12 protein-coding genes are annotated in these 14,408 nt (G+C 45.5%); all 12 read left to right on the forward strand.

Annotation, left to right across the window (positions count from 1 at the left end):
• Positions 1-2: 2 nt before the first annotated feature.
• The 12 genes from GC093_RS11435 (at position 3) to GC093_RS11490 (ending at position 14,297) form a co-directional block, all read left to right on the forward strand.
• Positions 3-791, forward strand: coding sequence for a TIGR00266 family protein (locus GC093_RS11435; RefSeq protein WP_171652010.1), 789 nt, complete (start codon positions 3-5; stop codon positions 789-791).
• Between the two features lie 111 nt (positions 792-902).
• On the forward strand, positions 903-1,175 hold the full coding sequence (locus tag GC093_RS11440; RefSeq protein ID WP_171652011.1) for a hypothetical protein: 273 nt from the start codon (positions 903-905) through the stop codon (positions 1,173-1,175).
• A 100-nt stretch (positions 1,176-1,275) separates the two neighbouring features.
• Entirely contained in the window at positions 1,276-2,988 is a 1,713-nt protein-coding gene (locus tag GC093_RS11445; protein WP_171652012.1) for a sensor histidine kinase, read from the forward strand.
• A gap of 3 nt (positions 2,989-2,991) precedes the next feature.
• On the forward strand, positions 2,992-4,569 hold the full coding sequence (locus GC093_RS11450) for a response regulator transcription factor (protein WP_171652013.1): 1,578 nt from the start codon (positions 2,992-2,994) through the stop codon (positions 4,567-4,569).
• Positions 4,570-4,661: 92 nt separating this feature from the next.
• Positions 4,662-5,372, forward strand: a complete 711-nt coding sequence (locus GC093_RS11455; RefSeq protein WP_171652014.1) for an ABC transporter ATP-binding protein — start codon at positions 4,662-4,664, stop codon at positions 5,370-5,372.
• The gene (locus tag GC093_RS11460; protein WP_376768643.1) at positions 5,356-6,399 is read left to right on the forward strand and encodes an efflux RND transporter periplasmic adaptor subunit; all 1,044 of its coding nucleotides are present in this window, start codon (positions 5,356-5,358) and stop codon (positions 6,397-6,399) included. The genes GC093_RS11455 and GC093_RS11460 overlap by 17 nt, the downstream gene beginning before the upstream one ends.
• Before the next feature lie 11 nt (positions 6,400-6,410).
• Positions 6,411-9,326, forward strand: a complete 2,916-nt coding sequence (locus GC093_RS11465; protein WP_171652016.1) for an FtsX-like permease family protein — start codon at positions 6,411-6,413, stop codon at positions 9,324-9,326.
• Between the two features lie 2 nt (positions 9,327-9,328).
• Positions 9,329-10,222 (forward strand): ABC transporter ATP-binding protein, encoded by an 894-nt coding sequence (locus tag GC093_RS11470; RefSeq protein ID WP_171652017.1) that lies wholly within the window; start codon positions 9,329-9,331, stop codon positions 10,220-10,222.
• A gap of 19 nt (positions 10,223-10,241) precedes the next feature.
• The gene (locus tag GC093_RS11475) at positions 10,242-12,362 is read left to right on the forward strand and encodes a hypothetical protein (RefSeq protein WP_216624596.1); all 2,121 of its coding nucleotides are present in this window, start codon (positions 10,242-10,244) and stop codon (positions 12,360-12,362) included.
• Positions 12,363-12,503: 141 nt separating this feature from the next.
• Positions 12,504-13,001: a metallophosphoesterase family protein gene (locus GC093_RS11480; RefSeq protein WP_171652019.1), complete on the forward strand. Its 498-nt coding sequence runs from the start codon at positions 12,504-12,506 to the stop codon at positions 12,999-13,001.
• A 144-nt stretch (positions 13,002-13,145) separates the two neighbouring features.
• Positions 13,146-13,487 (forward strand): bacillithiol system redox-active protein YtxJ, encoded by a 342-nt coding sequence (gene ytxJ / locus GC093_RS11485; protein ID WP_171652020.1) that lies wholly within the window; start codon positions 13,146-13,148, stop codon positions 13,485-13,487.
• A 9-nt stretch (positions 13,488-13,496) separates the two neighbouring features.
• On the forward strand, positions 13,497-14,297 hold the full coding sequence (locus tag GC093_RS11490; protein ID WP_171652021.1) for an alpha/beta hydrolase: 801 nt from the start codon (positions 13,497-13,499) through the stop codon (positions 14,295-14,297).
• The last annotated feature ends 111 nt before the right edge of the window (positions 14,298-14,408 follow it).

Raw genomic sequence — 14,408 nt, forward strand, 5'->3', positions numbered from 1 at the left:
ATATGAATGCACATGAAATTGATTATCAAATTGTAGGCTCCGAAATGCAGTATGTCGAAATAGAGCTTGATCCGAATGAAAGCGTCGTTGCAGAAGCAGGAAGTATGATGATGATGAGCGCTAGCATTCAGATGCAGACGATCTTCGGGGATGGCAGTGACCAGAATAAGGGATTTGTAGGCAAGCTGTTTGGTGCAGGAAAAAGGCTTCTAACGGGTGAAAGCTTGTTTATGACCGTGTTTACGAACGATGGTTCCAGCAAAGAGCATGTATCGTTTGCTTCACCGTATCCTGGACGTATCTTACCCATGGATCTATCCGAGCTAGGCGGAAAACTGATCTGTCAAAAGGATTCGTTTCTATGTGCAGCGAAAGGAGTCTCTGTAGGTATTGCTTTTCAGCGCAAGCTGGGTGTTGGTTTCTTTGGCGGTGAAGGCTTTATCATGCAAAAGATCGAAGGAGATGGGTTGGCTTTCGTTCATGCAGGCGGCGCCATATGTGAAAGGGTGTTGAAGCCTGGGGAAATGCTGCGAGTCGACACAGGCTGTTTGGTAGCTATGACGCAGGAAGTCGAATACGATATCGAGATGGTAAAAGGCATTAAAAGTGCGGTATTTGGCGGTGAAGGCTTGTTCTTTGCCACTCTTCGCGGTCCAGGGCGTGTGTGGATTCAATCCTTGCCGTTCAGCCGCTTAGCGGATCGCGTATTATCGGCTTCTAGAGCTGGCGGGCGCAAAGAAGAAGGAGGCATCCTCGGCGGATTGGGCAATTTACTTGACGGCGATAAGTAAAACAAGCTATTATTCAAGAAGAGTACGAGCAATTCGTGGGATTCCAGTTTGATTGCTAAGCGGTATTCATGAGGTAACAAGACATTTACATAAAGAGAGGTGCTGAAAACAATGGCTTATCAACCACAGGTTGTCGACGCCAAGATTGTCAGCAACAACCCGAAAAACGGATTGTTTGAAATTGTAGTAAATTTAAAGGACCGCACATCCTGCCGTCTTATTTATGAGAAGGACGCAGCAACGGGCGCTACTGTAGCGACACATGTTAACCGTTTGTTGAATGAACCGTGTCCTATTTGCAGAAAAGATTTCTTGTGTAACTGCATGACTCGTTTTAAGGATGAAATTTCATCTCAAGCACTACAAATGGCCGGAACGCCATAATGTCGCTTAGAAACCCATGAGCTTCCGGCTCATGGGTTTTTTTCTCTAAATGTCCGTGTTTAACTTATAAAATAAAGCTGTTCCAGGTGGTTATATTCTCATGTTGCGAATGATGCTCTACATTGTTCTGGTTTGTTCAGTTTCTATAGCAGGGTCTGTCGTATTTATCTTTTTCCAATCTTCGAATCAAGCGACGCGTGAAGTTTCCAGCCATGTGCTGCAGCTGCATGAGCAGTCGATACAAAGGCTGCAGCAAACGTTCAATGAGCTTGATCATATGGTGAGTACCGTGATTAATGATTATGCTGTTCAACGGCTGGTAGAGGGGAAGGCTGCTCAGGGTTCAGCGGAGGAACGGGGATTAAGAGAATATATTGACTTTTTGATCCGAGAGCAAACGTCGCACCTGCCTTATTTAGCGGAAATGTGCATAACATTCGATGGGATGAGTTATTCAATCTGTACCAAGTCTCAGAAGGGCGCAGCTCTTCTTGATCTGCCGCGGCCGTCGTTGAAGAAAAATGAACGTTCATTAATACCACTTGCCGACAGAGAGGGACAGCGCAGCGAGTACAATGTTGCGTATACAGTACCCTTATCAGATCAGACCCATGTTATCAAAGGCTCCGTCCAATTAATGATTGAATTGGATAGGGTGATGAAGGATATTTACGGAAATTTACCTTTGCTGGGTAACCAGCTTACCGATTCTTCGGGTGCCCTGGTCTATGCAAGGACAGCAGCTGATCAAAGTATAGAGCCTTTGGGTTACGATGGTGCTGCGATTATCCCTTTGCAATGGAAGGATCGCACCTATATTTTACAAAAAAGACTCGACCTTCCGGGAGCTGTTTGGTTCTCACAAATTACCGTTCCTCAATCGCTTGCGGGTGAGCAAAGCAATGCTTTTTCCCAGATAGTACTGCTTGTGGTCTTGGTACTTCTAACTTTGAGCATATTTAGCGCATTATTGTTCCGACATTATTTTATGAAGCCGCTGCAGATGCTGCGTAAGTTAATGAACCGAGCTGAGCTGGGTGATTTTAAAGCTTATTGGGTTCGCCAAAGCAGCCGTGAATGGAACGAGCTTGGTGAGAGCTACAATCAGATGCTCAATAGACTTGAGGAGCTTATCAAGCAGGTAAAACGTGAGGAGTCACTAAAAAAAGAAGCGGAGATGGAAGCGCTGCAGTACCAGCTTAATCCTCATTTTCTGTATAACACACTAAACACTATTAAATGGGTAGCCAAAATGCACCGTACACCGCAAATTGCTGAGGTTGTTACTTCACTCGTGCGGTTGCTGCAGGCTAGTTTGGGGAAAAAGGGCGACTTTATTACCATCCGCGAGGAAATGGAATTAATTCGTGACTATATGGAAATTCAAGCATTCCGTTACGGAGATAAAATTCGGCTGGAAAGTGAAGTGGATCCACTTGCAAAAGGCTGCTTGGTACCCCGAATGATTTTACAACCGTTGATTGAAAATGCAATTATTCATGGATTAGAGCCTGGTCGCCAAGAAGGTTGGATCCGCATTCGTATATGGCTGGAAATGGAGCGAGAGCTTTTGTATTGTCAGGTTGAGGATAACGGGGTCGGTATGGTTGTAGAAGAATATGGAGAACAAATGGGAAGTGGCAGTATCAGCGGCGGGATGCGAGAGAGGATGAGTGGAATAGGTCTGCGTCACATCCGTGAGAAAATTAATCTTTATTATGGAAACGGATACACAATGCACATCACCGGTAAACCGCAGCAAGGAACCACCATCCGATTGACTATGCCGGTGCATCAAAGTGAGGAAGAGTAAACAATGAACGTATTAGTAGTAGACGACGAGCCGATTATTAGGCAAGTGCTAAGAACGATGATCTCTTGGGAGGATCATGGCTTGAAATGGGCAGGCGAGGCTGTTGATGGAGAAGAAGCATGGGAATCACTGCAGCTGGGCGGAATTGATCTGGTAGTTACGGATATTCTAATGCCTCGGATGGATGGGCTTGAGCTTGTTAAACGGCTGAAACAGACTGAGATGGACGTAAGAGTTGTTGTGCTTAGCTGTCTGGATGACTTTGCCTATGTAAAGGAAGCAATGAAGCAAGGTGCGAGCGATTATATCCTTAAGCCTACGATGGAGCCTGAGCAGCTGGTTGCTACACTAACCGAGGCTAAGCTCGCGCTGCAGAAACAGCGGGATGAGAGGCGTAAGCAAGAGGAGCTGCAGGAGCAGCTTCAGCAATCTAACCAGGCGCAGCGGGGTATAAGACTTCAGAAGACTTGGACCAACCACCGTGCCGATGAGGAGTTGGAGGCTGAGATTTTCACAGGAGGTGCAGTACTCTCCAGTTGGATCATATATGTGACACCAGCGATGCGATTGTCGCTCGCCCATTGGAGTTGGCCTTCAGCAACTGCATTTGTAACGTTGAACGCTCATCAACAGCTGCTTTTGTTTGAAAATAGTGGATCGGATACAGATACGGATGCTTACAAAATGGCTTCTGAAATTACCGCATTTCTGTGTCATGAAGGTGGTTTGACCGCTGGTTCCTTCTGTATCACAGCTGTGTCGCCAATACAACATCCTGAGCGCCTTCGAACCCTTCTTCAAGAGCATGCAGGCTTGCGTCATACGTGCTTTTACAGTGGCCTAAGGAAGGAGATCTGGGCAGCCGATGTGAATGATAGTTCGGAGGCAGTTGGCTTCTTAGCCGAAGGTCAAGTTCCACAGGAGGAAAAGCAAAACTTGCTGCGCGCTATTGCTGGACGAAATGAGGAAGCGGCGGTTTATTGGTCGGAGCAGGTTGTGGATACAATAAAGCAGCAGGAACCTGCGGTTGAGCAGGTTTATAGCTTCATTTATGAGCTGCTGGGTTTAGCGGCTGCTTTCGCTGGACAGCACAGTGTGGGCGCTGGTACGGATGAATTTGAACGTAACTATGTTGCTGTAGCGGCTGTACAAGCCCATTTGCAAATGGATTCACTGGGTCCTTGGTTTATTCAAGCCATTCGTGAGCTAGCAGGGGGGCTGCCGGGATCAGGGGCTGGTGCTGTAGAGTCATACTCACGTAATCCGTTTGTACGTAAAGCGATGCAATATATGCAGCAGAATTATCACTTGCAAATAAGCACTTCGGATATTTCCGAATATGTGAAGCTTAGCCGCAGCTATTTAAGCGATCTGTATGGTAAAGAGAAAGGCGAATCTCTTTCTGAATCTCTTACTAGAATCCGCATTCAAGCTGCCAAACGATTGCTTGAAGCCGGGGATATGAAAGTTTACGAAATTGCAGGGGCTGTAGGCTTCAGCGATGCGAAAGCTTTTGCAAAGACATTTAAGAAGGCAGTCGGCTGCTCACCAAAGGATTACGAGGAGAGACAGAACAAATAGACACCAATTTCTAACAAATTGGTGTCTATTTTTATGTTTTAGAAAAGTTTACATTTAATATAGACAACGCTTTCAATAAGGAGGGCAGAATGATGTCAATTTCTATCGATAAATTTCCGGCAAGAGAACCGATTATCCAAGCGGTTAATGTAACCCGTACGTTTGGAAAAGGCTCCGCTGCCGTTCACGCGCTGCGCGGGGCCAATTTAAGTATAACCTCCGGACGACTTGTTGCGCTTAAAGGGCGCTCCGGATCAGGTAAAACCACCTTATTGAATATGCTTGGTGCATTAGATCAGCCGTCAGAGGGTGCGGTTTATTTCTTAGGCCAAGATGTAACAGTTATTTCTGACAAAAAGCGCAATGAGCTCCGAAGAACGCAGCTTGGTTTGATCTTTCAATCATTTGCATTGGTGCCTTACATGTCTGCATTTGAGAATGTCGAATTTGGACTTAGAATTGCCGGCGTACCCTCAGCCCACTACCGTGATTATTCCGAGCAGGCACTTGATTATGTTGGATTAAAGCCAAGGATGAAGCATAGGCCTTTCGAACTGTCAGGGGGAGAACAGCAGCGTGTGGCCATAGCAAGAGCGATTGCCCATAAGCCTAAGCTGCTGTTGGCGGACGAGCCCACTGCAGAATTAGACAGTCGGATGGGGCTGCAGGTTATGAAAGTATTTAAAGATTTAGTGCAGCATGAAGGAATGACGATTATTTTAACCACACATGATCCGGCAATTATGGAAATAGTGGATCAAGTGTACGCATTGGAGGATGGATACATTGTGGAAGAAAGCTAAACGCTTAGGGCCATTATTAGGGTCTATCGTATTTGGAGCTGCTCTTATTTCAATACTACCGGGCTGTAGTCTGCTGCCTAAGGAGGAGCAAGCGTTAAAGCCACCGCTTGTTAAGCCGGTGAAGGAAAATTTCGAGGTTTATGAGGTGAAGAAGAGTACAGTCACTAAGCAAATCAGCGGAGTGGGGACCTTTGCCTCCGACAAAATGCAGTATTTGTATTATACAGAATCCGGTGGCAGGCTTTCCGAGATGCTTGTCCAGATGGGTACGGTTGTACACAAAGGCGATGTAGTTGCTCTACTGGAGAAAGGTGAGGTTGAAGGGAAAATCCGTCAGCAGGAGATTGTTGTGGAAAAGGCCAAAGTGGCGCTTGAGTTGGCGAAGGATGAACAGCGAGGCAATGCTCTGGCTATTCGCATGAAAGTATTGGATGTGCAGAAAGAAGACATTCAACTGGACATGCTTAGACAGCAGCTCGCCAAGACCAAGCTAGTCTCTGAAGTAGACGGAATTGTTACTTATATCGATCCGCTCAAGCAAGGGGATCCTGTAACCGCTTATAGAACGTTGATCACTGTTTCTGATCCTAAGTCTATGAAGCTTGTCTATGAAACCACATCACCGATCGACCTGACAGGTATTCAAGTGGGAATGGATGCTACCATTAAATACAAGTCAAATAGTTATCCAGGTAAAGTGGCGCAAATTCCAGCAACTGCCCCTCAATCCGATGTGAAGGCAATCCAAGACAAAAATGCCAAATCGATTGTGATCGTAACCGAAGGGCTTCCGGAGGAAGTAGAGATCGGCAATAGCGGGGACATCACTATTGTTACAGAGAAGAGGGAGAATGTGCTGGTCATTCCGAAGCTGGGGCTGAGGTCTTACTTGGGGCGTGAGTATGTACAGGTACTGGAAGGAGAAAGCCGCAAAGAACTCGATGTTGAGAAAGGTATTGTATCCGCTACAGAGGTTGAGATCCGTAAAGGGCTGAAAGAAGGCCAGAAAGTGATATTAAACAATTGAGGTGATGGCAAGTGGCAATTTTTGTGATGATCATTCGTAAAATGGTCAAAAACAAATGGCTCGAATTCAGCCTGCTGCTTGGCTTGATCATTTCAGTGGGTCTTGTCAGCAGTATGCCGATATATACCAATGCTATTTTACAGAGGTTATTAATAAAAGATTTAGAGCAGCTGCAGGATGCTAAACAGCAGTTTCCTGGTATATTTTGGAACTCGGTCTACATAACCGGTGAGCTAACATCGGAGCAGGCGAAACAGGCGGTTCAAGATGCGGATCAGTATATGGGAAATGAAGCTCCACAACGGTTTCAATTACCTATCAAAGAATATGTTATCGAACGAGCGACTGACAGATGGAACATGGTCCCAGTAGACGCCGGTAAAATAGACTCGTCCATCAAGCGGACTGCAGAGGTTGCGGCACTCAGTGGGATGGAGGATCATGTCCGGTTGATTGATGGCAAGCTGCCCTCCTCAGAGCCGGTTGATGGTGTAATTGAGGCGGTTGTGGTCGATCAAGGCTTGACGAATTTGAAAATGGTGGTAGGCCAGGAGTATACCATACAGGATGAAGAGGTAAAAACACCAATCAAGTTTAAAATTGTAGGTGTGATCGATCGAAAGGATTACAATGATGTGTACTGGTACAATTCATTATCAACCTACAGCTCCAGTATGATCGTATCCTACGACTGGTTTGAAAAAGAAATTACACGCAATGAGCTGCTTAAGCTCCGTTCCAGTACTTGGTACTTGGCTGTGGATTACAGTCAAATGAAGCTCGAATCGATAGAACGATTCATTGGGACCTATCAATATACGGAAAGCTTTCTGGCTAATCATTTTCCCAATTACACCCTTAAGGCTCCGGCGCTACCAACTTTGAATGGGTATTTTGTGAAAGAAGAAAAGCTGCGATTGATGCTATGGTCCTTGAACGTTCCAGTAATGATCATGCTGGCTTACTATTTATTCATGGTTTCCAATCTAATCATTGATAGACAGAAAACTGAAATCGCCGTATTGCGAAGCCGTGGCGCAAGCAGGCTGCAAATTGTACTTGGATATGTGGTCGAGGGGATATTGCTCGGTGGAATAGCGCTAGCTTGTGGTCCATTCTTCGGATTGATTGTAACTAAGACGCTAGGTGCATCTAACGGGTTTCTGGAGTTCGTACAACGGGCCGCTCTAGATGTCAAATTGAACCGGACAGCCTTCCAATACGGTGTACTGGCTGTGCTCTGCTCCTTGGTTATGACATTGCTGCCCGTATTGTTTGCTACTAGGGCTACGATTGTTGGACATAAGCAGCAGATGGCGAGGCAAACCAATTTGTCATTTTGGCATAAATACTTCATAGATGTCATCTTGTTGGCCATTTCATTATATGGTCTGTATACATTCCGCACCAAAATGAGAGATATGCAGTCGTTGGGCTTGGACGTAACGGACCTGCAAATGGATCCGATGTTGTTCCTTATTCCTGCTTTGTTCATATTGGGTGCAAGCTTCCTGCTGCTGCGTATTTACCCTTGGCTGGTGCGACTCATTTATCAGGGAGGACGGAGATGGTGGCCGCCATCTTTATATTCCACCCTGCTGCAGGTTGGCCGATCTATTACGCAATATCAGACGATTATGGTATTTTTGAGCGTGACATTGGCTACAGGGCTATTTAGCGCAAGCGCTGCGCGAACCATCAATAAGAACGCCGATGAAAAAATCATGTACGGTAATGGAGCCGATATTACGATGACGGTTAAATGGGAGGATGATGCTCCTCCACCAAGCATGGGAAATGAAGGTGGGGGTGAAGGAGATCCGACCGTATTACTGGAGCCGAAAAAAAAGGTGCAATTTTCGGAGCCGCCGTTTTTTCCATTTACTCAACTGTCAGGAGTGGAGCATGCTGCCAAAGTATTTACAAAGCCAAACGCAATTTTCACATTTGGGAAGGAGCGCGGAACAGCCACTTTAATGGGAATTGACACGGACGATTTTGGAAATACGGCTTGGCTTCGCGAGGGGCTGTTGGATCATCATTTTTATGATTACTTAAATGTGTTGGCTTCGAGTCCTTCTGCAGTAATTATTTCTCGAACATTGGCGGATCAATATAATGTCAAGGTAGGAGACCATCTGTATGCTGGCTGGGATGGTGTACAGAGCACGATGTTTAATGTGTTCGCTATCGTCGATTATTGGCCATCATGGAATCCGAATCCCTTATTCAGCGATAAATCAGCTGTTTCAACATCTTCCGCGGGAAGTGCGGCTAATTCAAAAAATAAAAAGATAAAGGCGCCTATGCTGATTGTCGGTCACCTGTCTTATATTCAAAACAACATGGCTCTAGAGCCTTATGATGTGTGGATGACTTTGAAGCCGAACGCTAAAAGCCAAGAGCTTTACGATGCATTGGAGGAAAAGAAAATTCCGGTGACTAAGCTCAATGATGCGAAGCAAGAGCTTATTCGTTCCAAGAACGATCCTTTCCTGCTAGCGATTAATGGGGTTATGACATTAGGCTTTATTATTTCAATCGTGATCAGCTTTTTTGGATTTTTGCTTTATTGGGTGCTATCACTCTCTGGGCGAGTCTTGCAGTTTGGGATTCTGCGAGCCATGGGAATATCCTTTCGCCAGCTTATTATGATGCTCATCGGCGAGCAGCTGCTTACCTCAGGTGCTGCCGTCGTAATCGGCATGTTGACCGGCAACCTGACCAGCCGCTTCTTTGTGCCCATGTTTCAGCTCTCCATGCAAACATCAAGCCAGGTGCCGCCCTTCCAAGTCACGTTTGATCCGCGCGATCAAATGCAGCTGTACATCATTGTTAGCATCATGCTGACCGTAGGTTTGTTCATTCTAGGAACGATGCTTTCACGGGTAAAAATTCATCAGGCTGTTAAGCTCGGGGAGGACTGATCATGATCCATTGTGACAACCTCGTTAAAATTTATAAGGTGGCCGATCTGGAGGTCGTTGCCCTGCAGGGATTGGATTTACATGTTCAGCCGGGAGAGCTAATGGCTATAATCGGTAACAGCGGAAGCGGCAAGTCAACCCTTCTGAACATGCTGGGTGGGTTGGACCGTCCTTCCGCAGGGCAGCTTCATGTCGACGGTAAGGATTTGCTGAAGTTTAACGAGAAGGATCTCGTTAAGTACAAGCGTGAAACCGTTGGCTTCGTATGGCAAAATAACGGACGGAATCTCATTCCTTATTTAACGGCATTAGAGAATGTAGAGCTGCCGATTTTACTTCAAGGTAAACGCAAGCGTGAACGAGCCCTCGAGCTGCTGGAGGCAGTTGGTCTCGGGCATCGGACCAAAAACCGGCTAAACCAGTTGTCAGGCGGTGAACAGCAGCGTGTAGCCATTGCGATAGCATTGTCTAACAGTCCCAAATTGCTGCTTGCCGATGAGCCTACAGGATCAGTTGATACGAAAATGGCAAATCAAATCTTGGATCTGTTTCGTGACTTGAACCGTCGATTGGGGTTAACCGTTGTCATTGTTACTCATGACCCGTTGCTGGCCAAGAAGGTCGATCGAGTCGTTGCCATCCGTGATGGCAAAACCTCCTCCGAAATTATTAGGCGTAAGTCATACGCGGATGAGCTGGAGGAGCTGGAGCAAGGCTTAAAGCAAGACGATGAAGATTCACATGTGGAGTATGCGGTTCTCGATAAATCAGGACGATTGCAGGTGCCTGAGGAAATGCTGAAATCAATCGGACTCCGATCCTCGAATAAAGTAAGGGTTCAAGTGGAGGACGGACGTATTGTATTATTGCCACCGGAAGAGAAGGGGGAGCAGTGAGTTGAAGAATTACCATTCGATGAGACTATTTTTATGGTTAATTTTATTTTTTACGTTCGTGACTATTTCATTCGTGACTAGCACTACTGCTCATGCAGAAGGTGAAAGCTATTTAAGGGATGAGATCGAGCCAGCTCTACAATTAAACACAGTTGCAATTGGCAATGAAAGCTCGATTGATTTGAAAAGTGCGGTTGTATTACCTGCGGATGGCGGAAGAACGCTTTATTTCACAGTGACTGTAACGAATGGTTCGGGGAACAAATTATCTTTTTTGGATTACTGGGTCAAAATCATAAGTGCTTCAGGAGCTGAGTTTAAAGCTGAATTGATACCTCAAGACAAGCTGAAAAAGGAAATTCCTGCTGGACAGCGAGTTGATTACTCGTTCTACGCACCTGTTAACGACACGACGCTGCTGGAAGAGCTGACTTTTCGAATTACTCAATGGAATTACATGAGCTCAGAGCTTGAAACGAATTTAGGCGATATTCGGTTCCCTGATGCATCATCAGCTCTTATGGCCCCTATTACAAGCAGCAGAACGGTTCTTATAGGCGGTATGCCAGTTGATGCAGAGGTGTCCCGTTGGTCCGTGCAGCAAAACGACAGTACGCTATCCGCTAAGGTATGGCTGAAGCTGACGAACAAGGGTAAAGCCAGCATCCGCATGCCTGTATATCAATATGCTCTGCGCGCCGCTAATGGTGCTATGTACCCGCTTGAGAACTTATCGGATGGAGGTTCAGCTTCTCTGCTGTTACAGCCTGATGTGACTGAGGAATGGCAGCTGAAGGCAGTCCATCTTCCGTTGTCAGCAGCATCACAGGTATGGGATTTATTTATCAATCAGACGATAACTATTAATAATGAGTTAAAGCTTAGTTATCCCGTGGCCACTCTGCGTATACCAACAGATTCAACGGACGCTCCCCGACTGGGTGATAGCGTAGAGTATTTGAATCCACAAGGGACTTATTTGCTGAAGGCTGAGAAGCTAAGCAGGGCTCCCTGGGAGGATCAAGACATACTAACTACGGATGTGGTGATCTCTCATAAACAAGCGGACGCGTTACCATTTCCAATTATGAGAGCCTACTATGAGCTGGATGGTGGCGTTGTAGTGGAAGCGAAGGTGGTTCAGACGGACAGAGCGGTTGGCGTACCGCCAGGTATTCTTGTCCATCTCCAAGTGGTTGCAAAAGTCCCTTATACGTATCCATTTGCCCAAACCAAGCTTGTCATTGAAGAAAAAGTGAATGCAAACGTATCGGAGGAAATGGCAGCATTCAAGCTTCCGCCTACAAGTATTAAGCTTCCATACCTCACCTTTGGCGAGTCGCAGCCTATTACAGGTGCAGGACGTGCAGCCCAATATGCTCCGCGCGAGCTGAATATATATACAGATGGAAGCAGTAATGTGCTGGAAGCGCAGGTCGAAATAGTCAATCTGGAGAAACGTTCCAATGGAATACCGAGGCTGACAGCCTTTTTCAAAACAGAGGAAGACGCCCTGTATCCGACCAAGATTCGCGAGGTTAAACAGAAGCTAAATCCACAAGGAAAGGCACTTTTATCCTTCTCCAGCAAGATTCCTAAGGAATTAAGTACCAAAGGATTGAGGCTTGTTATTGGTGAATCTGTTACAGAGCAAAGACTAAGCGGCGCGGATGATAAGGCTGATGCTTATATTAACGCTGTAGAGATGGATTTGGCTGTACTGAACGATTCCATAAGTCCGTCTCTTAAGGATGTTTCTTTTTATCCTTATACGATTTCTCTTAGCAACATTCAGACTTGGTTAGATAACAAACAGCTGAGAGTTAATTTTACGTATAAATTGAGCAAGGACAGCTATTATGAAACAAGCAACGAAGGCAGCAAGCTGATTATTCAATTCACGGATAGTAACGGCAAGGTAAATATTGATGAAACCTTTTATCTAGAAACGGCTCCCGAGGAGGAGGATAAACGCGTTACTCAGGGTGAGCATGACTACAGGATAGTCCGTCAGGATGAAACTCTACTCTATAAAATTGAGTCACTAAAGCAGTATAAAATGAGCATTTATCACGAGTTTCAAGGCAAGCGCAAGCTTCTGGCTTCACAGACGATGGACTGGTTCGGAATTACGAAGTAAATATTATAGCGTGCTGAAAAGTAAAGCACCCTCGCGGTGCTTTTTTCTTTTCCCTTAGTTATGGTAAAATGAAGCAAGTTGCAGTTTATGCTTCCGAAGCAAGTTTTGCAAATGCAAAACTCTTAGAAAGGAGAGATCTCGGTGCGCATAGGGATTGTATCCGACACGCATATGTTCGGGCGGGCTAAGCAGCTTCCGCAAGCTTTAATTGCAGGGCTGCAAGGAGTAGATCAGATCCTTCATGCCGGCGATTGGGTGGATACAGAGGTTGTAGGTCTGTTTGAGCGGATTGCTCCGATCGATGGTATTGCAGGAAATAATGATGGTACTGACATTATAGAACGGTTTGGACGTTGTAAGGTGCTCCAAATGGGGAACTATCGAATAGGAATGGTCCATGGGGATGGAGGCAGGAAATCAACGCTGGAGCAAGCGCTGGACGTATTTAACGGCATGAGCGTAGACGTGATTATTTTCGGCCACTCCCATACTCCCTACCAAGACATGCACAATGGCATCCTGCTGTTCAATCCGGGTTCTCCTACAGATAAACGGCGTCAATCTCAATACTCGTATGGCATTATTCATTTAGGTAAGACAATAGAAGCTGAGATCTTTTATTACAATGACAAATCTTAAAGATATGGAATACTAAACAAGGGGGGAGATACCCAAAACTTCTTATAAGAACGTACTAACTTAGGTATACCCACCATGTATTGAACATGGGAGCTATATAGGAAATAAGCAATTACAGCAATTCAACCAATGGAGGGAATACAAATGACACAGTGGAAAGAAATTACAAGCCAGAATGAATGGAATGAATTGTTTGAAGGAAGCACACAAAAGCCAGTAGTAGTTCTTAAGCACAGTACTACGTGCCCCGTTAGCTCGAATGCGCTGGATGAATTTGAAAGCTACTTGCAAAAAGAACCAAATACAGGCGTTGAATATGTTTTGGTCAAAGTGATAGAATCTCGTCCCGTATCTAATCAAATTGCTGAGGATACAGGTGTGAAACACGCTTCTCCACAAATATTGTATGTCAAGAACAAAGAAGCTGTCTGGAATACATCTCATTGGTCAGTTACGCGGGCTCATATTACGGCTGTGCTTGACTAGGAGGAGCTTATGAGCGTTCGGCCACATCCATTTTTTTCGGGTGCATTGTTTGCACGTAAATCATGTTTTGTTTACTTACCAGAAGGTTATGAGGAAGATACGGATCTAAGCTATCCGGTCATCTATTTGCTGCACGGAATGTATGGCAGTGAATCTCATTGGCTGCTTAAAGGGAATGCAGAGCAGACCTTGGACCAGATGATAGCCGCTAGTCAGCTCCGCAAAAGTATTGTGGTGATGCCTAATGATGGAGGATATGGTCTGGGTACGTTTTATATGGATTGGTATGATGGCACCGGTAACTTTGAGCAATATTTCATTTATGATCTGATTCCGGAAATCGACAAACACTATCGAACCATCAATGCTCCTCACTCACGTGCTGTATGCGGCCTCTCTATGGGAGGATTCGGAGCCTTCGCTCTTTCTTTACGGAACCCTGGTTTGTTCGGCGCGGCAGCAAGCTTATCCGGTGCATTGACATCGACAGCTTATGTGGCGGAGAAATTTTCTAGGAGTGACATAGCGAGAATGATAGGGCCCCTTCAAGGACCGTACGCACAAGAGCATGATCTGCAAATATGTGCAAGTCAACGAGTGTTGGATGAACAGAGACCAGCTCTTTATTTTGACTGTGGGACTGCTGACTTTCTTTATAAAACTAATGCAGATTATCATGAGCATCTCAATAAGATCGGATATGCACATAAGTATCAGGAATTTCCAGGTGAGCATACCTGGGCGTATTGGACGGAGCATTTGCCGGATGCATTAAGCTTTATCGAGGGTTGTTTTGCTTCACAGAAATAGTGAAAAGGGAACCTGCCGCTGAATTTTGTCCGTATAGGAAAAGCCTTAAAGCCTTGGAAATCAAGGGTTTAAGGCTTTTTTATGTGGAAATTGTATGGTGAATTAGGCAGC

It is taken from the genome of Paenibacillus foliorum (assembly GCF_013141765.1).
GTDB classification, from domain to species: Bacteria; Bacillota; Bacilli; order Paenibacillales; family NBRC-103111; genus Paenibacillus_S; species Paenibacillus_S foliorum.